Here is a 21,693-nt window from a genome sequence, read left to right on the forward strand (position 1 = left end):
AGCGCACCGCGTGAAGATCACCGCCGTCGAGACCTTCCTGGTCCCACCCCGCTGGCTGTTCTGCCGCATCGCCACCGACGAGGGCGTCGTCGGGTGGGGGGAACCCGTCGTCGAGGGCCGTGCCGAGACGGTGCGCGCCGCGATCGGTGAACTGTCCGACCTGCTGCTGGGCGCGGACCCGCGCCGCATCGAGGACCTGTGGCAGCTGATGACCAAGTCCGCCTTCTACCGGGGCGGACCGGTGCTCTCCAGTGCCGTCGCCGGTGTCGACCAGGCGCTGTGGGACATCCTCGGCAAGTCGCTGGGCGTGCCCGTGCACCAACTGCTCGGCGGCGCGGTCCGCGACCAGGTCCGCGTCTACGGCTGGATCGGCGGGGACGAGCCCACCGAGGTCGCCGACGCCGCCGCGGCACAGGTCGAAGCCGGGCTCACCGCGGTGAAGATGAACGCCAGTGGCCGGATCGGGCGGCTGCCCAACCGCGCCGAGATCGCCGAGGTCGTCGACCGGCTGGCCGCCGTCCGCGAGGTCATCGGCGACACCCGTGACGTCGCCGTGGACTTCCACGGCCGCTTCAGCACCGCCGCCGCCCGTCGCGTGCTGCCCGAACTGGCACCCCTGCACCCGCTGTTCGTGGAGGAGCCCGTCCTGCCCGAGCACGGCGACCGGCTCGCCGAGATCGTGAACGCCAGCCCCGTGCCCATCGCCTGCGGCGAACGCCTCTACTCGCGCACGGACTTCCTGCCCGCCCTGCGCGCCGGGATCGCCGTCGCCCAACCCGACCCCTCCCACGCCGGCGGCATCTCCGAGGTGCGCCGCATCGCCTCGCTGGCCGAGGCGCACGACGCGCTGCTGGCACCGCACTGCCCGCTCGGACCGATCGCCCTGGCCGCGAGCCTCCAGGTCGCCTTCGCCACGCCCAACTTCCTCATCCAGGAGCAGAGCGTCGGCATCCACTACCACCAAGGCGCCGAGCTGCTCGACTACGTGGTGGACCGCACGCCGTTCGCCTTCCCCGAGGGTGCCATCCGCCGGTGGGAGGCCCCCGGGCTGGGCATCGAAGTGGACGAGGACGAGGTGCGGCGCGCCGACGCCGTCGGCCACCGGTGGCGACCACCGCTGTGGCGGCACGACGACGGCTCGTTCGCGGAGTGGTGACACCGATGGGGAGGACGACCTTGAGCATCACCGGCGCCCTGGCCGAGCACCGACTGCTCGCCATCATCCGCGGCAACGACCCCGACGCGTGCGTCGACACCGCCAAGACCCTGCTCGACCACGGCGTGGCCATGCTGGAGGTGTCGCTCACCAGCCGCGACGCGTTCACCGTCCTCGAACGACTGTCCGGGTCGGGACCGTGGATCGGCGCGGGCACCGTCCTGACCGCCGACGACGCCCGCCGAGCCCGCGACGCCGGTGCCACGTTCACCGTCACCCCCGCCCTGGGAGAGGGGGTCACCGCGTCGGTCGAACTGGGCCTGCCCGTGCTGGCCGGCGCGCTCACACCGACCGAGGTGCACGCCGCCGTCAGCGCCGGAGCCGCCGCCGTGAAGCTCTTCCCCGCCTCGACCCACGGACCCGACTACCTCACCGCCCTGCGCGGCCCGTTCCCCGGCGTGCCGTTCGTGCCGGTCGGCGGCGTCGGCGCGGCCGACGTCGCCCGCTACCTCGCCGCCGGCGCGCTCGCCGTCGGCGTCGGCAGCCCGCTGGTGGGCGACGCCCCAGACGGGGGCGACCTGTCCGCGCTGGCCGACCGCGCCACCCGCTTCCTCCGGGCGGTGTCATGACCGACGTGGTGCTCGTCGGTGAGACCATGATGTCCTTGCGCGCACGCGGCACCTGGCGGCTCGGCGCCGACGCCCGCACCTCGGTGGCCGGCGCCGAGGCGACCGTCGCGATCGGACTGTCCCGCCTCGGCCACGCGGCGCGCTGGGTCGGCCGGGTCGGCGCCGACGAACCCGGCGAACTGGTCCTGCGGACCCTGCGCGCCGAGGGCGTGGACACCGCGGCCGTCGTCCGCGACCCGGACGCGCCCACCGGCCTGATCCTGTTCGAGCAACGCACTCCCGATGTCACCCGCGTCGTCTACCACCGCGCCGGGTCCGCCGGGTCGCGCCTGGACCGCAACGACGTGGCGGCGGGTGCTGACTGCGATGCACGCCTGCTGCACCTCACCGGCATCACCCCGGCCCTGAGCACCACCGCGCTCGACGCCGTGCACGCCGTCCTGGCCCACGCCCGTGAACAGCGGTGGACCGTGTCGTTCGACGTCAACTTCCGTGCCAAGCTGTGGTCGGCGGACCGCGCCGCCGACGTGCTCTCGCCCTTGGCCCGCAGGGCCGATGTGGTGATCGGCTCGCCGGACGAGCTCGACCTCGTCGGCGGGCCCGAACAGCTGATGGCGGCCGGCGTCGCCGAAGTGGTGACCAAGCACGGCGCGGACGGCGCCTCGGTGCGCACCGACGACGGGCACTGGACCGCGCCCGCGCACCGCGTCACCGCCGTCGACACCATCGGCGCCGGTGATGCGTTCACCGCCGGGTACTTGTCCGGACTGCTCGACGACCTGGAGCCCGAGGAGCGCCTGGCCCGGGGCAACGTGGTCGGCGCGTTCGCGGTGATGGCCATCGGTGACTGGGAAGGACTGCCGAGCAGGGACGAGCTGACGCTGCTCGCGTTGGGCGACGGGGTGGCGCTGCGCTGACCAGCGCTCGGTGAGGCTGGCCGAGCTGTTCGAGGAGGGCTGGGAACCGATCCTCGCCGGCTGGATCGGATGCCTCGGGCGTTGGTCCGGGACAACGTGTCAGCGGTCGGCCAGGGGCGCGGCGGGAACCGGTGCCGACCGAGGCGATGAACGCCTTCCGCGGCACGCTGGGGATCAAGGTGGTACGGCTACTTCGAGACCTCGATCCTGCCCGGCCGCGGTTCGTCTCGCCAACCGACTTCAGCGCACGGCACGCCGGGTGGCTGTTGTTCACCACACGTCCCGGTGCCGAGCGGGAACTCGGCACCGGGGCACGAGGCCGTGCGGCGCTCCGCGGTCACGTCGGGGCGACCGTCAGGCGGCCGTGCGGGACTACTGTTGGTTGGTGCCTGTGCCGCAGGGGTACTGGGCGAGTTCGGCTGTTCGGTTCCCACGGCGGAAGGAGTCGGGTGGAGCTCCTGTGAACGTGCACAGTAATTGGCCGCCTCGCGGATGTAAACACGGCCTCTTCGTTGGTATTACTCGACAATCGGAGTGACAATCGCTGTGAACGTTCCCAGGCCATCGTCTGTTCGGTCGAGTCTGGATCTGGCGAACGGCGCTATCTGTCGAATGTTCGATGGAAGGTGCGGTGGGTCCGCCGGTGCACGTTGGTCGCCGCTCGGTCCACAGGGTCCCTGGAGGTGGTTCCGAGGCCCGGTAAGAACGTTTACTCCGACGCTGTTGGAGGTCGAGGACGCAGGCACGAGGCGTCCAAAGGGGTCCCGGCGAGAGTCAGGCTGTTGACAGGCGCAGGCGATCCTCTAAGCTGTGTCGGAGAGTAAACGTTTTAACCGCTGGGTTCCGACTGCTTCCGCGCAGACGGGTGTGGTCGTCGAACCGTCGGTCGTGCAGCAGACGATCCTCGGGTTCGGCGGCATGAACCACCACGTCGGCGAGGGCGCAGACGGCAGGAACTCTTCTGCTCGCCGTCCGACATCGCCTGGCGGTAGTCGACGACCTCGGCGTGCGGTGAGCGACTCCGCCACACTGCCCACTCGGCTTGAGGAGAGGTTCTAGCGAACCGGGGGATCGGTGTGGATGAGGGGGCGGACGGAGTCGCGGATGACGATGTGGGTGCCCAGCATGACGTGCTCGGCCGTCTGGGACTTGTTCCGGACGCGTTCGAGGGCCATGCGCACGGCGGTGCGGCCCAGTTCCTCGTGGGGCACGTGGACGGTGGTCAGGTCGATGTCGGCGGACGGTGGCAGGTCGTCGAAGCCCACCAGTGAGATGTCGTCGGGGACCCGCAGGCCGTGTTCGCGCAACGCCTGGCGTGCGCCGGCGGCGATGAGGTCGTTGCAGGCGAAGACGGCGGTGAAGTCGGGTGGTCCGGCGGCGAGCCGTTCGGTGATCATCCGGTGGCCCTCGCGGCGTTCCATGCTGCCCACGACTTCCAGGGCGGGGTCGTGGGGGACGCGGTGGTCGGCCAGGGCCTTGCGGTAGCCGGCGATGCGGCTGCCCTGCGTGCTGTAGTCGTCGCGGCGGCCGAGGAACAGGATGCGGCGGTGGCCTGCTGAGAGCAGGTGGCTGGTGATGGCGTGGGCGCCGCCGGTGTTGTCGTACTCGACGACCAGGGCGGGCACATCGGGGCCGAGGGTCGGGCGGCCGCAGAGGACGAGTTGGGAGCCCGCCAGGGTCAACGCGCGGGCGTAGTCGACCATGCGCTCGCGGTAGGCCTGGTCGGCCACGATGTTGCCGACGAGGATGACGCACTCGGCGTGCTCCTGGCGCATGAGCTGGACCGTGGCCAGTTCGCGCTCCGGGTCGCCGCCGGTGGTGCCGACGATGCACAGCTTGCCGTCGATGGCGGCCTGCGTCTGCACCCCCTGCGCGACGTGGGCGTAGTGCGGTGAGACGACGGAGTTGACGATGATGCCGACGCTGCGGCTGCTCGCACCGGCGAGGCCGCGCGCGTTGGCGTTGGCCACGTAGTCCAACTCGCGCACGGCCTTCAAGACCCTGGTGCGGGTGGCGGGGGCGCTGGGGTAGGTGCCGGACAGGATCCGGGACACCGTGGCGACGGAGACGCCCGCGTGTGCGGCCACGTCCCGGATCGTCGTGGGGCGTGGTGCCCCGCTGTCGGACGCCGCGCGCCGGACCATCCCGCCCCCTCGAAACCCGGTGGTAAACCGCTTACACGAGATGTTTCCGGCTGACCGTCCTGCTGTCAAATCACCGCAGGTGGAGCAGTGCGCGCCAGGTGTCACCGCGATCGGTCCTCCGGTGCCGCTGGGGCCGTAAACGCATTCCGACGTGAGCGGATGACGTTGACAGGAACCGCAGGTAATGCTGCGATGATACCGCTGTAAGCGGTTCAACAGCGTGTCGTTCCACCGGTGCAACGCTCATCTCTCGTGGAGTCCGCATGTCGATGATCTCGCGACGAAATCTCCTGCTCGGTGCGGCCGCGGTCGGTGCGGCCGGGTCCTTCGTCCACCCCGTGGCCCAGGCCGCCGCCGAACCCGGCACGGGCGCCGCTGTCAGCGGCCTGCCGGAGGACGGCGTCCGGCTGAAGTGGCTGGAGGGCGGCACGCCGCGGCAACTGGCCGCCGGGTCGACGTGGGGTGTGCCGTGGCCGAAGGGCAAGGTGCCCCGGGAGCAGGCGTTCGCGCTGCGGACCGCCGCGGGACAGCAGGTGCCGGTGCAGACGTGGGCGACCGCGTACTGGCCGGACGGTTCGCTGAAGTGGACCGCGCACGCCATCGGCACCGACGTGCCGCCCGCCGAGCAGTACGTGCTCGCGGCGGGGACGCCTGCCGCGCCGGCGACGGCAGTGACGGTCAAGGACGGCCGCAACGAGGTGGAAGTTTCGACCGGAGTCGTCCGGTGCGTCATCCCGAAGAAGGGTGATCAGCTGGTGCGCGCCCTGTTCCGGGGTGACCGTGAGATCGCGCGCAACGGCCGGTTGGTGTGCCTGCGGCAGGAAGACCCGGGTGACGATGAGGGCGGCGCGGCGAAGCCGGAGAGGTTCACGGGCCGGGTGGAGAAGGTGACGGTCGAGCAGTCCGGCCCGGTCCGTGCGGTGATCCGGGTCGAGGGAGGGCATCGGCACGGCAACCGGACGTGGTTGCCGTTCACCGTGCGGCTGTACTTCTACGCGGGCAGCGACGGCATCCGGGCTGTGCACACGTTCGTGTACGACGGTGACGAGAAGAAGGACTTCATCCGCGGCCTGGGCATCCGGTTCGAGGTGCCGATGCGCGACGAGCCGCACAACCGGCACGTGCGCTTCGCCGGGTCGGGCGACGGCGTGCTGTCCGAGGCGGTGCGCGGCATCACCGGCTTGCGCCGCGACCCCGGTGCGGCGGTCCGCCGGGCGCAGGTGGCCGGGCAGGCCACCCCGCCCACCGCGACCTGGGACACCCGGGTCAGTTCCCGGCTGCACCTCATCCCCACCTTGGGCGACTACTCGTTGCGCCAGCTGTCCGCCGACGGCTTCCAGATCCGCAAGCGCACCAAGGCCGGCCACGGCTGGATCCCGGTCGACTCGGCGGGCCGGGCGGGAGGTCTGGGCTACGTGGGCGGTCCGAGTGGCGGGTTCGCGTTCGGCATGCGCGACTTCTGGCAGCTGCACCCGACCCAGCTCGACATCCGGGGCGCGGCCGGCGACGCCGCCGAGGTGACGGTGTGGCTGTGGTCGCCCGACGCCGGGCCGATGGACCTGCGCTTCTACCACGACGGCATGGGCCAGGACACCTACCCGGAGCAGTTGGAAGGCCTGGAGATCACCTACGAGGACTACGAGCCGGGCTTCGGCACGCCGTACGGGATCGCCCGCACCACCGAGCTGGTGTTCTGGGCGCTGGAGGCCACACCGGCGGCGGACCGGGTGGCGGGTCTGGCCCAAGCGGTCCGGACGCCGCCGCTCGTCGTCGCGCCGCCGGCGCACCTGCACGCGGCCGGGGTGTTCGGTGACTGGGCGCCGGTCGACCGCTCGACCCCGGCGAAGGCGCGCATCGAGGACCGGCTCGACTTCGTGTTCGACTTCCACCGGGGGCAGGTGGAGCAGCGGTCCTGGTACGGGTTCTGGGACTACGGCGACGTCATGCACAGCTACGACCCGGACCGGCACGTGTGGCGCTACGACGTCGGCGGGTACGCGTGGGCGAACTCCGAGCTGTCCCCGGACCTGTGGCTGTGGTACCACTACCTGCGCACCGGCAAGGCCGAGGCGTTCCGCTTCGCGGAGGCGATGACGCGGCACACCGGCGAGGTCGACGTCTACCACCTGGGCAAGTGGCAGGACCTGGGCACGCGCCACGGTGTGCAGCACTGGGCCGACAGCGCCAAGCAGTTGCGGATCAGCACCGCGGGCTACCGGCGCTTCCACTACTTCCTCACCGCCGACGAGCGCACCGGCGACCTCATGCGCGAGCTGGTCGACTCGGACAAGACGTTCTTGGCGCTGGACCCCCTGCGCAAGATCCGCACCGGGCCGTACGAGCCGGATCCGCACGCGCTGGCCGTGGGGACCGGCACGGACTGGAGCGGTCTGGCGATGGCGTGGCTGACCGAGTGGGAACGCGGCGGCGACCCGATCGCCCGCGAGAAGCTGCTCAACGGCATGCGCACCATCGCCGCTATGCCCAACGGGTTCGCGCAGGGCGGCGGCCTGTACGACCTGGACAACGGCGCGTTCGCGCCCGCGCAGCCTGCGGTGAGCGTCGGTTCGTTGGGATCGGTGTTCGGGCTGGTCGAGGTGTGCAGCGAGCTGATCGACCTGACCGGTGACGAGGCGTTCACGAGGGCGTGGCTGCAGTACTGCCGCCTCTACAACGGCACCGCCGCCGAGCAGCAGGCCGAGACGGGCCAGTCCTGGGGCAGCCTCAACCTGCGCCAGGCACACTCCCGGCTCACCGCCTACGCCGCCGCCAAGCTCGGCGACACCGCCTTGGCCGCACGCGCGTGGAAGGAGTTCGACACCGGCCACGCCGGTTACCCGGCGAACCGCGCGTTCACGTCGGTGCGGGTGGAGGGCCCGACCGTGCTCAAGCCGGTCGACGAGGCCACCTTCGTCTCCACCAACGCCAGCTCCCAGTACGGCCTGGCGGCCATCCAGTGCCTGGCCCTGGTGGGGGACCACCTCCCCTCCTGACCCTTCCGGAAGGATCCCCACGGTGCAGCACCTCCCGTTCCCGCCGCCCGATCCACGACGGTCCCCGCACACCGGCTGGACCCGGGCGCACTGGGAGGCGGCCGCGGACCACCTGCTGGCGTCCGTGGAGCCGTACGCGACGGCCGGCTTCGCCCAGTACCGGCTGCCCGGCAGGCCGAGCCGGGCGGGGGAGCGCAGCGACGGGCTGGAGGGCTTCGCCCGGACGTTCCTGCTCGCCGCGTTCCGGATCGCGGGCGCGGGCGGCGATGTGCCGCCCGCGCTCCTGGAGCGCTACGCCGCGGGCCTGGTCGCCGGGACCGATCCGGCGCACCCGTTCGCGTGGCCCGCCCTGGCCGACATGTCCCAGCAGCTCGTGGAGGCGGCCTCGGTGGCGCTGGCCCTGCACGAGACGCGACCGTGGCTGTTCGACCGCCTGGCACCGGGCGAGCGCGAGCGGGTGGTGGCGTGGCTGGCCGGGTTCGTCGGTCGGCGGACGCCGGACAACAACTGGGTGCTGTTCCGGGTCGTCGTGGAGCAGTTCCTGGCGCAGGTGGGCGGGCCGCACGAGCCGGACGAGATCGCCGGCGGGCTGGCGCGGATCGAGGACTGGTACGTCGGTGACGGCTGGTACTCCGACGGCAAGGGCAAGAACTTCGACTACTACTGCGGCTGGGCGATGCACCTGTACCCGGCGCTGTGGGCGCGGATGGCCGGCGACACCGTCCGCCAGGAGCTGTACGCGTCGCGACTGCGCCGGTTCCTGGAGCAGTACCAGCACTTCTTCGCCGCCGATGGCGCACCGGTGCACCAGGGGCGGTCCCTGACCTACCGGTTCGCGACGGTGGCGCCGTTGTGGCTGGGCGCGCTGACGGGCGCGTCACCCCTGCCGCCGGGCCGGACCCGGCGCCTCGCCAGTGGCGTGCTGCGCCACTTCGCCGAGCACGGCGTGCCCGATGAACGGGGGCTGCTCACCCTGGGCTGGTACCAGCCGTTCCTGCCGACCGTCCAGGACTACTCAGGCCCGGCGTCGCCGTACTGGGCCAGCAAAGCGTTTCTGGGCCTGCTGGTGCCGCCCGACGACCCGGTGTGGGCCGACCAGGAGGAACCGGCGCCGGTGGACGTGGCGGACCAGGTGGTGTCGCTGCCCGCACCCGGCTGGCTGCTGCACGCCACCCGCTCGGACGGCGTGGTGCGACTGGTCAACCACGGCAGCGACCGCGACCGCGTCCCGCCCCCGGACGGCGTGCCGGACCCGCACTACCTCAAGTTCGCCTACACCAGTCACACCGGACCGGAATTCGGCGGAGCGGCGTCGGGGGTGGACAACCACCTCGCCGTCGTCGCCCCCGACGGCACGGCCTCCGCGCGCCGGCGCATCGAGCCGCTGACCGTGGCGGACCGCTTCGCCGCCTCGGCCTACCGGGACGGCGCCGTGCACGTGCTCACCGCCTCGGTCGTGCACGGCGCGGCGGAGATCAGGATCCACCAGGTCAACGCACCGGCGGGGCACCGGGTGCAGGACGGCGGCCACGCTATCGCCGGACCTGCTCCACTCGAGCTGCGTGAAGGCGACGGCGTGGCGCTGGCACGGCGTCCGGACGGGCTGACCAGCGCCGTGCGGGCCCTGCACGGCTACACCGGTGCGGGGGTGCTGAAGGCCGAGGGCACCAATGCTTTCGGCCCCTGTTCGGCCACGCCGTACGTGATCGCCGACGAGCACAGCGGGGGAACCGCGATCTACGTCAGCCTCGTGCAGCTCGGCGTGATGGACGAGCCGCCCGCGGTCGGCGTCCGGGTCCAGGACGACGTGGTCGTCCTGGAACTGCCGGATGCGCGGGTGGCGACGGTCCGACTGGACGGTGTGCCGACGTGCGAATGGGCGTTTCAGGGGCGGCAGCGCCCCTGAAACGCCCCGGCTCACTGGTTCGCCGCGTGCTCCTTGGCCAGTTCCTCGGCGACCTGGTCGCCGCCGGCCTGCTGCCACTGGGTGACGACGTCCTTCCAGGCCGACAGCGGCTTGCGGCCGAACGTGATCGCCGCGATCCCGTCACCGATGATCTGCGAGAGCTGTGCGCCCTTGCTCGCCTCGGTGGCGGAGCGCAGGCCGGTGGCGGGGTTGCGCACGCTGCGGGGCAGGGTGGCCTTCTGCCAGTCGTGCACGGCCTTGGCTGTGTCCGGGTGGCCGGGCAGGTAGAGCACGGCGGGCGCGGTGCCGAGGTACTTGGTCGGCAGCAGGGAGTTGTTCTCCTGGTTGTACAGGTCGGTGGTCTTGATGCCGTCGGCGTCCTTGGTGAAGTGCTCGCCTTCGACGCCGTAGTTGGCCAGTTCGTACTCGGTGGTGCCGAACGGGGCGCTGAGGTAGTCGCAGATGCGCAGCAGCAGCTTGATCCGGGCGGGTTCGGCCTTCTTGAACGTGACGTAGCCGAAGGTGCCCGAACCCTGCCACGGGGTGGCCTGCGGCCCGTACGGGCGGCCGAGGTCGAGGGCGAACCGGCCGTTGATCTTCTTCATCGTCGCCAGGCTGACCGAGCCGAAGCCGTCGTTCATCGAGGCGACCGTGCCGTTGTGGAAGTAGCTCTGCATGTCGGTGGAGCTGGTGGTGAGGCTGTCGGGGTAGTGCGCGCCCGCCTCGACCAGCTTGCGCATGACCTCCAGGGCCTGCTCGAACTGCGGCGTGGTCAGGGTGGACGTGAACGCGCCGCCGCCCTCCGACCACGTGTTGGGCGCGCCGAGGGACCCGGCGTGGTAGGTGATGCCGCCCAGCCCGCCGAAGAGGGTCTTGAACCAGCCGACGCCCCACTTGCGGTCGCCGGTGAGCTGCTTCATCGCGTCGAGGTACTGCTCGGTCGTCCAGTCCTTCGGGATGCCCGCCGCGTCCATCGCCGACCGGTTGACGAACAGGCTGTTGGCGGGCATGGGGCGTTCCAGCGGGATGCCGTGGATCCGGCCGCCGATGCGGCCCATGCCCTTCCAGGCGTAGGTGGGGATGTTGGCCAGGTTCGGGAACTCCCTGACCGCGTCACCGCCGACGAACTCCGACAGGTCGGCGCACCGGGCCTGGACGAACTCGGCCGCGTGCGGCAGCGCCAGGTTCGAGAACATGATCACGTCCGGCAGGTCGCCGCCGGAGGCCATCAGGGTGGCCATCTTCTGCCCGTACTCGGGATCGGGCACGACGATGACCTTCAGGTTGACGCCGAGCGCCTGGTTGACCGCCTGCCAGTACCGGTTCTCGGCGACCGGCTTGGGCGGCGCGCCGTAGGACACGACCATCACCGTGACGTCGGAGCCGTCACCGACCGGGTTGTGCACCGACCGCACGACCTTCTCCGGGTAGGTCAGGAACAGCGGCTGCACGCCGGAGTCGTCGCCGGGGGCGTCCGGGGTCGGGCCGGCGAACGGCACGTACGTCGGCCACGGGGCCAAGTCCTTGCCCGCGTTGGAGACGCCGCCACCCGACGAGCCCGAACCACATGCCGTGAACAGGGACGGTGCGGCCAGGCCGAGGGCGCCGAGTCCCGCGAGCCGCAGCAGGGAACGGCGGTCGATGCGGTGGTCCATGTCGAGGTTCCTCTCCCGGCGTGACGCCGAAAGGAGTGGTTGCGGTGGAAGGGGTTCAGGCCTTCACGGCCCCGGTGACGACACCCTTGACGAAGTAGCGCTGCACGAAGGGGTACACGCACACGATGGGCAGCGTCGCCAGCATGACCACGGCCATCTGCACCGACTGGGGCGAGGCGGTGGCCAGTTCCCCCGAGGTCTCGGCGAGCGAGGCGCCGCCGGTGACGTACTGGCGCAGGACGGTGCCGATCGGCCACTTGGTCTGGTCGTTGAAGTAGATGATCGCCTCGAAGAAGCGGTTCCAGTAGGCGACCGCGTAGAACAGGCCGATCACCGCGATGACCGCTTTGGACAGCGGCAGCACGACCTGGCGCAGGATGCCCAGCTCGCCCGCGCCGTCGATCCGGGCGGCGTCGATCAGCTCCGGCGGGATCGACTGGAAGAAGCCGCGCATCACGACCAGGTTGAACACGTTGATCAGGAATGGCAGGACCAGCGCGGCGTAGGAGTCGAACAGCCCGGAGCCCTGCACCACCAGGAACAGCGGCACCATCCCCGGCGGGAACAGGAACGTGAACAACACGAGCAGCAGCATGGGCTTGCCGCCGTACACCTTCGGCCTGCTCAACGTGTACGCCAGACCGATCGTGCACACCAGGCTCAACGCCGTGCCGACGATCGTGACACCCGCGCTGACCAGCAGCGCACGGGTGATGATCCCGCCTTGGAGGATCTCGGAGTACGCGTCGAACGAGAACTCGTCCGGCCAGACCACCCAGCCGCCGTTGGCGATGACGTCCTGCGGACTGGCCAGGCTGGTCGCCAGGACCGTCCACAGCGGGAAGACCACCAGCGCGACCACCACGGTCAACGCCACGGCCTTCGCCACCCGCACAGCGGGGGAGGGACGGCCCATCCAGGCCGGCGCGAGTGCTCTGCTCATTCCTTGTACACCCCTTGCTCGCCCAGCCGGTGCGCCACCTTGTTGGCCGTGTAGATGAGCACCACGCCGATCACGCCCTTGAACAGCCCGACCGCCGCGGCGTAGCCGAAGTCGCCGCTCGCGAAGCCGGTGTAGTAGACGAACGTCTCCAGCACCTCGCCGGTCTCGGGGCCCACCGACTGGCGCTGGAGGAAGAACTGCTCGAACCCGATGGACAGGAACTCGCCCAGCCGCAGCACCAGCAGCAGCACGATCACCGGCCGGATCGCGGGCAGCGTCACGTGCCACAGCCGCCGCCACCAGCCCGCGCCGTCCAGCGCAGCGGCCTCGTACTGCTGCTCGTCCACCTGCGACAGCGCGGCCAGGAAGATGATCGTGGCCCAGCCGCACTCCTTCCACACCAGCTGCGCGACGACCAGCGGCCCGTAGGCATCGGGGTTGCCGATGACCGAGATGCCGCCCAAGCCCAGGGTCGACAACCAGCCGTTGACCACGCCCGCGCCGCCCAGCATCTGCTGGAACAGCGCGATCACGATCACCCACGACAGGAAGTGCGGCAGGTAGACCACGCTCTGCACGAACCGCCGGATGGTGTCACCGACGATGCTGTTGAGCAGCAGTGCGAGCGCCAGCGGTGCCGGGAAGAAGAACACCAGCTGCAGCACCGCGATGACCAGGGTGTTCCGCACGGCGTTCCAGAAGGCCGGGTCGCCGAACATCCGCTCGAAGTGCGCCAGGCCCACCCACCGGCTGCCTCCGACGCCGAGGAACGGCACGTACTCCTGGAACGCGAGCACGTTGCCGAACAGCGCGCCGTAGTGGAAGAACAGGAAGTACGCCAGACCCGGCGCCGCGACGCCCAGCAGCACCCGGTTGGCCAGGATGCGGCGCAGGTGGCCCGGGCGCGACCGGCCCGTCCCGGCGTGGTCGCGTGCCTCGTCGGTCGGAGGACTGGTCCTGCCGGTGCCACCGCGGACCCGCGTCATGCTCACAGCGAACGCCTCTCTCGCGGTGCCGAACCGAAACGGAACGGTCACAAAGTAAACCGCTTACATGCCAACGTCAACAACCGTTCATGTCAGGTCCCTGGACCGGGATGCCGCCCTGATCGCGAGTGTCCTTCGACAGACATCGTTGTCTGCGGAGAACGCGGACCTCTAGAGTGGCGTCGGTAGGTAACCGTTTACACAAGCCTTCGTCGATCTGCCGAGAGGGGTCAGCACTGTGCCACGGCGACCCGTCGCGGTCTTCGCCCTCGCCTCGTGGGCGCGCCGCGACGTCTTCCCTGCCGACCTCGTCACCCGGTTGCGGCAACTGGTCGACATCGACCCGGACACGACCTTCACCTCGTTCCGGGACCCGGACGCCACGGCGGTCCTGGCCGAGGCCGACGTGCTGATCACCGGGTGGGGCGGCCCGTTCATCGACCTCGATGTACTGGTCGCCGCGCCGAGGTTGCGCGTCGTCGTCCACGCCGCCGGCACGGTGAAGACCCGACTGGACCCCGTCGTCTTCGAACGCGGCATCATCGTGTCCTCCGCCGCCGGGGTCAACGCGGTCCCGGTGGCCGACTACACCATGGCCATGCTGGTCCTGGGCGCGAAGCAGGCGTTCAGCCGTGCCGAGCGGTACGCCACCGCCGTCGAGGGCGCGCCCCGTGACTGGCTGTCCGGGGATGGCACGGGACTGCACGACTGCACCGTCGGGGTCGTCGGCGCCTCCAGGATCGGGCGGCTCGTGCTGGACCGGTTGCGGTCGTTCGACGTCGAGGTGTTGCTCTACGACCCGTACGTGACCGCCGCCGAGGCCGCCAGCCTCGGCGCGGAACGCGTGGGCATGGACGACCTGTGCCGCCGCAGCAACCTCGTCACCGTGCACGCCCCGGCCCTCCCCGAGACCCGCCACCTCCTCGACAGCCGCCGCCTGGAACTGCTGCCCGCGGGTGCGGTCGTGATCAACACGGCCAGGGGCTCGCTGGTCGACACCGAGGCGTTGACCCGGGTGTGCCGGACCGGCGCGGTCTCCGCCATCCTCGATGTCACCGACCCGGAGCCGCTGCCGCCGGGTCACCCGCTGTTCGCCCTGCCCAATGTCCTGATCACCCCGCACCTGGCCGGCGCGCAGGGCCGCGAGCTGCGCCGGCTGGGCGAGTTCGCGGTCGCGGAGGTGGACCGGTACCTCAAGGGCGTACCGCTGCTCGGACGGGTGGAGCCCGCGCGCCTCCCGTACATCGCTTGAGACCGTGGCAGTCCGTCCGTCCGGACGAGTGGAGGTGATGTGACCGTGGTGTGGCGGTTCGCGGTGAGCACGCTCGGCATGCCGGGCACTCCGGTGCGCGACAGCGCGCGGGTGGCGGCGGAGCACGGCTGCCACGGCCTGGAGATCCGAGTTCATCCCGACGAGGAGGTGCGCCTCGGCCTGCCACCCTCGCGGACGGCCGTCGTGCGCGCACAGGTCGAGGACGCGGGGTTGGCGGTTGCCTGCCTGGCCGGCTACGCCAAGGTCTGCGCGCCAGGCCCTGACGAGCCGGTGGTCGCCGAGCTGCGCGACCTCGTGGCGCTGGCGTCCGGACTCGGCGCTCCCGCGGTGCGGGTGTTCCCCGGCGGGACGGCCGGTGAGATCGGTCCGGCGTTGGACCGGATCGGCGCGGTCCTGCCCGACCTGCGCGACAGCGGGGTTCGGTTGCTGGTCGAGACCCATGACTCCCACCCGACCGGCGAGGAGGCGTTGCGGCTGGTCGAGCCCTTCGAGGACCCGGAGCTGGTCGCCGTGCTGTGGGATGCGGTGCACCCGTGGCGGGCGGGGGAGCGGCCTGCCCGGACCAGGCAGGTGCTGGGCGAGAGCCTCGGCTACTTCCAAGTCAAGGACGTGGCCGCGGGCGAGCCCACACCGGTGCCGCCGGGTGAGGGTGCGGTGCCTCTGGAGGAGTGCGGGGAGTCGCTGCGTTCGTGGTCGGGCTGGATCTCCCTGGAGTGGGAACGTGCCTGGTACCCCGACATTCCTCAGGTTCCGGCGGCGCTCAGCGCCGCCGCTACCTGGTTCGAGACGTGGCGTCCACGTGGCTGACACGTCCCCGTCCTGACCGCCTCCGTGATCACCGGCGAACCGGCCGGGCGGGACCTGCGCGGCCGTAGTGTTCTCTCGTCATCGACAAGAATGCGGAAGCGGCCATCGATGTGCCGTCAGTGATCGAGGGTGGCCCCGGATCGCTCGCCGCGGTGCGCCCGAACGATGCTCCGAGCGCTGTCGGCCAAGCGTCCGGTTGCGGCAAGTCCGGCAGAACATAAAGCGCTTACCCGGTTCAGTCAACCGGTTGACCTGCCTGGATCGATGCCTCTACCGTTACCGAAGGTAAACGGTTACATCGCAGGGTCCATGCTCGAGCGGCGCGCGCGGGCAGGTACCCCTCGCGGTAGCTGCCGCGGGCTTCGGACGGCTGTCCCGTTCGCCGAAGCTCGTCGAACCGCCTGCGACCACCGGTCCGCTTGGTGCTCGACCGGGCCGGACATCGTTCGCCCGGCAACGCCCGACATGAGGTGGACGGTGCCCGCTGCACGAGATGACCCGTTCCGAGGAGAGACGATGAAGTCTGCCCGTTCGGCCCAGCCACACGCGCGTCACATCGCGATCCAGCCGTCCGCGGACATCTGCCGGCAGGCCGGAAGCCGGCCATGAGGATCATGAGGCTCGGCGCCGCGGCGGTGCTGGCGTTGGCCACCTCGGCCGCATCCTTTGTTCGGACGAGCACGGTGAGACAAGGACCTGCGTCGGCAACACGACGCTCGCAAGTGAAGGCCCGACGCGACACCCACCTCTAGTGATGGGACGTTCCATGACACTGATCGCGACCTCATCGAGGCGGTCGCTGATCACCTTCGCGGTGATCACGTTGACCGCGGTGGCGAGCCTCGTCGCCATCGTGCCGCAGGCCAACGCCGCCACGAGCCAGTTCCGGGGCATGAACTGGGCGGTGCTGGGTGACAACTTCAGCACCGGCGCGCTGGTCGTGCAGGGCCTGAGCCAGTCCGACAGCAACGCGACGGTGCGGGCCAAGGCCAATGCCCTCTACGACGACATGGCCGCCACGATGGGCGTCAACACCGTCCGGCTGCCCATCAACACCCACACCGTGGCCAACACGACCTGGTGGAACGGGGGTGGAGTTGTTGCCGATCACGTCGAGGCAGCGCCCGGACGAGGCGTTGATCAGGGGTGGTCCGATGGCCGCCGACGCGGTGGGGGCGGTGACGAGGGTCGTCAGCAGCGCGGCCACCGGGAGAAGGGCTCCGGTGAGCCTGGTCCGAGCGGTTGACAAGGGGTACCTCCGTGGGCGATCGGGGTGAAGGCGTCGAGATCCGGACGTAGCCGGACGGCGGTCCCGTGCCGGCAGGAGCGGTCCACCGCGGGTGTTGACCGCGGTGGACCGCTCGTGGGGTCGACCGACCGCGCCGAACGTGTCTACCTGGGCTGGTAGGTGATGTTCGGGCGGGGTGGGGTGGCCATGCCCGCGCCGAGGAAGTAGTCGACGTGGTTGGACTGGATGTAGCCCTTGAGGGTCATGGCGTTGCGGTAGGCGGGGTTGTGGGCGAGGGTGTAGAGCCTGGTGTTGCCGGGTCGGTCGGTGGTGAAGATGATCAGTTCGTTGAACGCGGCGTTGGTGTAGAGGACTTCTTCGCGCCAGTCGCCGTGGATGTCGCCTTGGAGGACGGGGGAGTTGCCCTGGGCGGCGTCGACCGCGCCGTAGTTGGAGGTGGTGAGCAGGCGGGGGACCCTGCTCGTGGTGGTGGGGTTGTTCGGGTCCCACTTCTCGAACTTGCCGTCGTTGAGCAGTTCCATGGCGGTGTCGCCGTCCCAGTACAGGCCCAGTTGCGGCCAGGGTTGCAGCGAGGTGTCGGACTGGGTGAGCCGGTTGGTGGGTGCGCTGTAGAGGCCGTCGAAGGACCAGACCTCCATGCCGGGGTGGCGGGGGTCGACGTCGCCGACCATGCCGCGGCCCACGTCGACCACGCCCGAGCCGGTGTGCCGCCAGATGATGCTGCCGTTGGCGGCGTTGTAGTAGTACTCGCGCAGGCCGCTGGGGTTGTTCTGCTGGACGCCGTAGCCCTCCAGGCCGGGACGGGCGGGGTCGATGTCGGTGATGTGGAAGCGGTCGCCGTGGATGACGCCCTGTGGGCCGAGGGAGTAGCGCAGGCGGCCGTCGCCGTTGAGCACGAAGCCGATCTCGGCGATCTCGTCGCGGCCGTCGCCGTCCACGTCGATGATGCGGGTGTTGTGCCCGTCGGGCAGGTTCTGGTTGCCGCGCAGGAACTTCCACTGCATGGTCAACGCGCTGCCGGTGAACCGCCAGGCGGTGAACATGAGGTTGAAGTCGCCGCTGCCGATGCGGTTCTTCATGAACGCGACCAGGCTGGGGTTGACGCCGTCGAGGTAGCCGACGCCGAAGCGGGCGTACATCGGGCCGTCGGCCAGGTAGTCGGTCGGCACGGGTGCGGTGGCGCGGGGCGCGCCGGTCATCCCGTCGAGGATGGCGATGTGCTGGCGGTTGTTGTTGCTGTCGGTGAACCGGACGCCGTTGCCGAACGTGACGCCGTTGGCGATGCGCACGGCGACTTCGGCGCGGCCGTCGCTGTCGAGGTCCTGGACGGTGACGCCGTCGTTGTGGCCGACGTTGATGGTCGCGGAGCCGCCCTCGATGTTGTTCTGGTTGGTGCTGTTGGGGCCCATGTCGACCTGCCAGAGGAACCGGCCGTCGCGGCGGTAGGCCTCGATCTTCTGCGGTGAGGTCTGGCGGTCCAGCACGTAGTCGTACTCGCCGTCACCGTCGAGGTCGCCGACCCACAGGAACTTCACCGCACCGCCGGAGCGCAGCGGCACGCGCACCACCGGCTCGGTCGCGGCGTTGGCGCGCAGGGTGAACGCCCCGCTGGGCGCCTGCTCGACACCGTTGACGACCGGTCGGACGCGGTAGCTGCTGGACTGTGAGAGGTTCGCGGTGGAGTCGACGTAGTTGGTGCCGCCGGTCAGCACCGAGCCGTTGAGCTTGACCTCCGCGCCGCCCCCGGTGGAGCGGTAGACGTTGAAGCCGATGCCGGCCGGGTCCAGTCCGAGCAGTCGCCAGGACACCAGGACCTGGCTGCCGCCGGATCGCACGGCCACCACGCCGCGGCCCAGGCTCTCCATCTTGCGGCCCTCACCGGGTGGTGTCTGGTCGTCGACCTTGACCATCCGCCACTGCTGGTTGACCCCACCGTTGTCGGTGTACTGCGAGATGCGGCCACCGTCGCCGGTGGACCGCTCCCAGACGTCCATCGCCTTGCCGCTGTTGCGGTTGACCAGCTTGACGTGGCCGCTGTCGGTGTCCAGCACCTGCCACTGCTGGTTGGCCGCGCCGGTGTCGGGCCACTGGATCAGCTCGGCGCCGTTGGCGGTGGACCAGTCCAGCACGTCGATGACCTTGCCGGAGTGGCGGGCCTTGAGCCGGTAGTAGCCGTCACCGGAGGAGACGAACTGGAACTGCTGGTTGGCCTGGTCGAGCGGTGCCCACTGCTGGACGCAGGCGCGGTCGGCGGTGGACTGCTCGCACACGTCGATCGCCTTGCCGCTGTGCCGGGAGACGAGCTGGTACCAGGCGTTGGTGTCGATGGTCGCGGCGGCGGCAGGTGTCGAGGCGACCGCCGTGACGACGCCTGCCACCACGGCCAGGACGGTCGCCAGGACGGCGGGACGCCATCTCCGACGCGCAGGGGTGGAGCGGGTCATGGATCTTCCTTTCCACGTTCGGGGACTGGGTTCGGGTGCGTCAGTAGCCGGCCGGCATCCGCGTGGTGAGCCCGCCGGGCAGGGTGATCGGGCTGGAGGTGACGGTGGCGGTCGCCGCGGTCAACCCGCTGCAGGTGGCGCGCAGGGTCATCTCGCCCGCTGTGCGGCTGGCGCGGAGGAACACGCGGTTGATGCCGGCCTCGGTGTCGACGTAGGGCTTGTGGACGCTGCCGGGTTTGTTCGGGTTGAAGCCGCCGAGGAACTGGTCGATGACGTTGGCGGACACGGTGACGGTGCGGGGATCGCCGTGCTCGTTGCGGACCTGGGCCTCGGCCGTGACGGTCGCCGAGCGACCGGCGATGTCGAAGTTGCTCGCGTACACGTAGGTGCCGGTGGTGCGGAGGTTCGTGTACAGCGGCAGGGTGAAGTAGGTCCTGGGAAGCACGTAGAGCCGGACGCTGCGGGTCAGGCCGCCGTAGGTGGGGTTGAAGTCGCGGCTGTCCCACTGGAACGAGGTGTTGGTCGCCTGCTCGGGACGCCACTTCGTGTTGTCCGCCTTGACCGCGATCACGTTCTCGGTCCCGAACCGCACCTGGGCTGTGATGTCGAGCCCGAACGGGGTCACCCCGTACTCGTACAGCCCGACCTGGACGCCGTTGACGAAGACCGTCGTGGCCTGGCGGACGCCCTCGAACTCGATCAGCACCTTCGAGCCGGCCTGCTCGGCGGGCAGGGTGAACCGCTTGCGGTACCAGGTGATCTGCATGGCCACGGCGGACTCGCCCGAACTGGTGATGTGGTTGTCGAACGAGTCCACGTCGTTGTACGTGTGCGGCACGCTCACCTTGGTCCAGGTCGAGTCGTCGAACGACACCGCCTGGGCGTTGGCCACGTCTCGCTGGGCGAACCGCCAGAACGGGTTCATGTTGTACACCGTCCGGCTCGACGGTGTCGCCGCGGACGCCTCCGCCACCGTGCCGAGGACACCGGACGCGACGGCCACCGCCGCGCCCATCCCCGCCAGCACCGTTCGACGGCTCACGCCGTCGGGCGCGTATTCCCTCGCAACGTCCATGCGTTCCACTTCCCTGGAGTAGGTGGCGGCGGTACGACTGGCCTTGAGAGCAGCGCAAACAGATGCGGACCGCGGCGGCAGGTGACATGTCGGTCACCGTTGCCATCCCGCGCACGAGGCGCGGCATGGGGCGGCATGGCACTCGCAGTCAGCGCGACCAGGGGCGGCTTGACGTTCTGTTAGCGCTAACAAAAATGGCAGCACGCAGCCGCTGCTTGCCGCGTGTGCCCACCTCGATGGCGGCGACCGAGAAGGGGAGGGCTCGGCTTCAGGAGCGCTGCGGCATGAAGGCCGACCGGACGAGCTTCTTGCCGCGCAAGGGCGGTCCAAGCGGCCTTACTCTGCGGTTCTCCATGCATCGCCTCCTTGCGAGCAGGATCCTGACCGTCCGTCGACTCGTGCCGGCCCACTTGTCTGGGAGCGTTCCCAGAAGACGATAGCGCAACTTTTTCGAGGCCGACAAGACCATGAAGGTCAAGAACAAGCTGGGTTAGCGTTCACATGACTGCGGTGCCATCGCTGGCTGGCCTGTCGGGGTGACGCCTCCGGGGGGCATGCCGGAGCGTTCGACTGTCGCTCGGCTCTGGCCTGCTCGTCACGTCAGCCTCCCGTCGTCATTGGCGGTCGCCCGAACAGGGCGAGGCGAACAGAAGATAAAACGTTTACTGGGAGCCGTCAACTGGTTGACCACGTTGGATCTCGGGTCCTACGCTGGCGAGTGAGTAAGCGGTTACGTTCCTTCGATGTCGAACCGTCACAGGTCCCGACCGCGTCGGCAGCGGGCGCTGGCGCGAGGCGAGCACGTCAGCGCCGGAGGACACGAAACCCGGCTCCTGCACGGCACCGACCATCTCTGCCTGATCGGTAGAGGCGAGCGCGTCTACCTGTTGGCGGGCCGACTTCAGTGCGGGCTATGCGGGCGGAAGATGAACTCGCATTGTTCCCACGGCCGTGCCGCCTACCGCTGCCGTCACGGTCACACCAGCGCCCGCACCCGACCGGAAGGCGCACCGGGCAACCTCTACCTACGCGAAGACCACCTGCTCACCCGCATCGCCGCACACCTCACCGCCGCGGGCATCGCCGACAACCCGGGCCAGGAGCAGACCGCACGGCTGGTCGACGAACTCGGACTCGTCTTGCGCTGCGACGCCGCCGGGGTCGCTCTGCTCGACCGCTCCTGCCCTCGCACCGGCAGACACCCTACGAGCAGCGACCATCCGAGTAGGCTCAAAGCGAGGTCGGGAAACACAAAGCCCCACGAGACTTCCAGATACCTGGAAATATCTCGCGGGGGCAAATTATGTATCCGAGAGCCGCCGTAACCACCCTGCCCACGCCATCCGTCCACAACAGACGCCGCGAAGGCTGAGTGCCACGATGCCCAGTCTCGTCTGCGAATCGGGGAGCCGGGTAATCGGAAGCTGACATCTTCGGATGCCCAGCGACTTCTCGTCGAGATCGGAAGGCTGTGAAGTTGTCCCCGAAGACCGGACACCGGATCTCATACCACGAG

The 21,693-nt window shown here is 70.1% G+C and carries 15 protein-coding genes; 9 read left to right on the plus strand and 6 right to left on the minus strand.

Features of this window, described 5'->3' with window-relative positions; translation table 11 throughout:
- Positions 1-10: 10 nt before the first annotated feature.
- Genes dgoD through A6A25_RS16545 form a run of 3 tightly spaced genes read left to right on the plus strand, consistent with a single transcriptional unit; the run spans position 11 to position 2,702 of the window.
- A complete protein-coding gene (gene dgoD / locus A6A25_RS16535) occupies positions 11-1,156 on the plus strand; it encodes a galactonate dehydratase (protein ID WP_073890848.1) in 1,146 nt (381 codons plus the stop codon).
- A gap of 5 nt (positions 1,157-1,161) precedes the next feature.
- Positions 1,162-1,785, plus strand: coding sequence for a bifunctional 4-hydroxy-2-oxoglutarate aldolase/2-dehydro-3-deoxy-phosphogluconate aldolase (locus A6A25_RS16540; RefSeq protein WP_241828747.1), 624 nt, complete (start codon positions 1,162-1,164; stop codon positions 1,783-1,785).
- Positions 1,782-2,702: a sugar kinase gene (locus tag A6A25_RS16545; protein ID WP_073890855.1), complete on the plus strand. Its 921-nt coding sequence runs from the start codon at positions 1,782-1,784 to the stop codon at positions 2,700-2,702. The genes A6A25_RS16540 and A6A25_RS16545 overlap by 4 nt, the downstream gene beginning before the upstream one ends.
- A 1,055-nt stretch (positions 2,703-3,757) precedes the next feature.
- Here the strand turns inward: A6A25_RS16545 and A6A25_RS16550 are convergent.
- On the minus strand, positions 3,758-4,789 hold the full coding sequence (locus A6A25_RS16550; protein ID WP_241828748.1) for a LacI family DNA-binding transcriptional regulator: 1,032 nt from the start codon (positions 4,787-4,789) through the stop codon (positions 3,758-3,760).
- 320 nt (positions 4,790-5,109) lie between these two features.
- On the opposite strand from A6A25_RS16550, the gene A6A25_RS16555 reads away from it, so the two are divergent.
- The gene (locus A6A25_RS16555) at positions 5,110-7,839 is read left to right on the plus strand and encodes an exo-rhamnogalacturonan lyase family protein (protein WP_073890861.1); all 2,730 of its coding nucleotides are present in this window, start codon (positions 5,110-5,112) and stop codon (positions 7,837-7,839) included.
- A gap of 22 nt (positions 7,840-7,861) precedes the next feature.
- Entirely contained in the window at positions 7,862-9,745 is a 1,884-nt protein-coding gene (locus tag A6A25_RS16560) for a DUF2264 domain-containing protein (protein ID WP_198932729.1), read from the plus strand.
- Between the two features lie 11 nt (positions 9,746-9,756).
- Here A6A25_RS16560 and A6A25_RS16565 read toward each other — a convergent pair whose 3' ends face one another.
- From A6A25_RS16565 to A6A25_RS16575, 3 genes are read right to left on the minus strand one after another with little or no spacing between them, the layout of a single operon-like run.
- Positions 9,757-11,400, minus strand: coding sequence for an extracellular solute-binding protein (locus A6A25_RS16565; RefSeq protein WP_073890864.1), 1,644 nt, complete (start codon positions 11,398-11,400; stop codon positions 9,757-9,759).
- A gap of 55 nt (positions 11,401-11,455) precedes the next feature.
- Positions 11,456-12,343: a carbohydrate ABC transporter permease gene (locus A6A25_RS16570; protein WP_073890867.1), complete on the minus strand. Its 888-nt coding sequence runs from the start codon at positions 12,341-12,343 to the stop codon at positions 11,456-11,458.
- Complete coding sequence (locus A6A25_RS16575) at positions 12,340-13,329, minus strand: ABC transporter permease (protein WP_083668405.1); 990 nt, start codon at positions 13,327-13,329, stop codon at positions 12,340-12,342. Before A6A25_RS16575 ends, A6A25_RS16570 begins: the two co-directional genes overlap by 4 nt.
- 238 nt (positions 13,330-13,567) lie before the next feature.
- Here A6A25_RS16575 and A6A25_RS16580 point away from each other — a divergent pair, with 238 nt between their 5' ends.
- The 3 genes from A6A25_RS16580 to A6A25_RS16590 all read left to right on the plus strand — a co-directional run bounded on the left by A6A25_RS16580 (position 13,568) and on the right by A6A25_RS16590 (position 16,655).
- On the plus strand, positions 13,568-14,581 hold the full coding sequence (locus A6A25_RS16580; protein ID WP_073890870.1) for a hydroxyacid dehydrogenase: 1,014 nt from the start codon (positions 13,568-13,570) through the stop codon (positions 14,579-14,581).
- Positions 14,582-14,620: 39 nt separating this feature from the next.
- Positions 14,621-15,409, plus strand: a complete 789-nt coding sequence (locus A6A25_RS16585) for a sugar phosphate isomerase/epimerase family protein (protein ID WP_241828750.1) — start codon at positions 14,621-14,623, stop codon at positions 15,407-15,409.
- Between the two features lie 766 nt (positions 15,410-16,175).
- Entirely contained in the window at positions 16,176-16,655 is a 480-nt protein-coding gene (locus A6A25_RS16590; protein ID WP_073890873.1) for a hypothetical protein, read from the plus strand.
- A 146-nt stretch (positions 16,656-16,801) separates the two neighbouring features.
- On the opposite strand, the gene A6A25_RS16595 is transcribed toward A6A25_RS16590, so the two are convergent.
- Together A6A25_RS16595 and A6A25_RS16600 are read right to left on the minus strand one after the other, a co-directional pair.
- Complete coding sequence (locus A6A25_RS16595) at positions 16,802-19,102, minus strand: rhamnogalacturonan lyase family protein (RefSeq protein WP_083668395.1); 2,301 nt, start codon at positions 19,100-19,102, stop codon at positions 16,802-16,804.
- Between the two features lie 40 nt (positions 19,103-19,142).
- Entirely contained in the window at positions 19,143-20,177 is a 1,035-nt protein-coding gene (locus A6A25_RS16600; RefSeq protein ID WP_241828751.1) for a sugar-binding domain-containing protein, read from the minus strand.
- Between the two features lie 743 nt (positions 20,178-20,920).
- Here A6A25_RS16600 and A6A25_RS42260 point away from each other — a divergent pair.
- A complete protein-coding gene (locus tag A6A25_RS42260; RefSeq protein ID WP_083668396.1) occupies positions 20,921-21,502 on the plus strand; it encodes a zinc ribbon domain-containing protein in 582 nt (193 codons plus the stop codon).
- The last annotated feature ends 191 nt before the right edge of the window (positions 21,503-21,693 follow it).

Origin of the sequence: Saccharothrix sp. CB00851 (genome assembly GCF_001905065.1) — a bacterium.
Classification (GTDB): Bacteria; Actinomycetota; Actinomycetes; order Mycobacteriales; family Pseudonocardiaceae; genus Actinosynnema.

Coding starts and splice junctions, on each gene's coding strand:
- A6A25_RS16540 (WP_241828747.1), top strand. CDS start 1,162: ATGGGGAGGACGACCTTGAGCATCACCGGCGCCCTGGCCGAGCACCGA.
- A6A25_RS16545 (WP_073890855.1), top strand. CDS start 1,782: ATGACCGACGTGGTGCTCGTCGGTGAGACCATGATGTCCTTGCGCGCA.
- A6A25_RS16555 (WP_073890861.1), top strand. CDS start 5,110: ATGTCGATGATCTCGCGACGAAATCTCCTGCTCGGTGCGGCCGCGGTC.
- A6A25_RS16565 (WP_073890864.1), bottom strand. CDS start 11,400: ATGGACCACCGCATCGACCGCCGTTCCCTGCTGCGGCTCGCGGGACTC.
- A6A25_RS16570 (WP_073890867.1), bottom strand. CDS start 12,343: ATGAGCAGAGCACTCGCGCCGGCCTGGATGGGCCGTCCCTCCCCCGCT.
- A6A25_RS16575 (WP_083668405.1), bottom strand. CDS start 13,329: ATGACGCGGGTCCGCGGTGGCACCGGCAGGACCAGTCCTCCGACCGAC.
- A6A25_RS16590 (WP_073890873.1), top strand. CDS start 16,176: ATGACACTGATCGCGACCTCATCGAGGCGGTCGCTGATCACCTTCGCG.
- A6A25_RS16595 (WP_083668395.1), bottom strand. CDS start 19,102: ATGACCCGCTCCACCCCTGCGCGTCGGAGATGGCGTCCCGCCGTCCTG.
- A6A25_RS16600 (WP_241828751.1), bottom strand. CDS start 20,177: ATGGACGTTGCGAGGGAATACGCGCCCGACGGCGTGAGCCGTCGAACG.
- A6A25_RS42260 (WP_083668396.1), top strand. CDS start 20,921: ATGTCGAACCGTCACAGGTCCCGACCGCGTCGGCAGCGGGCGCTGGCG.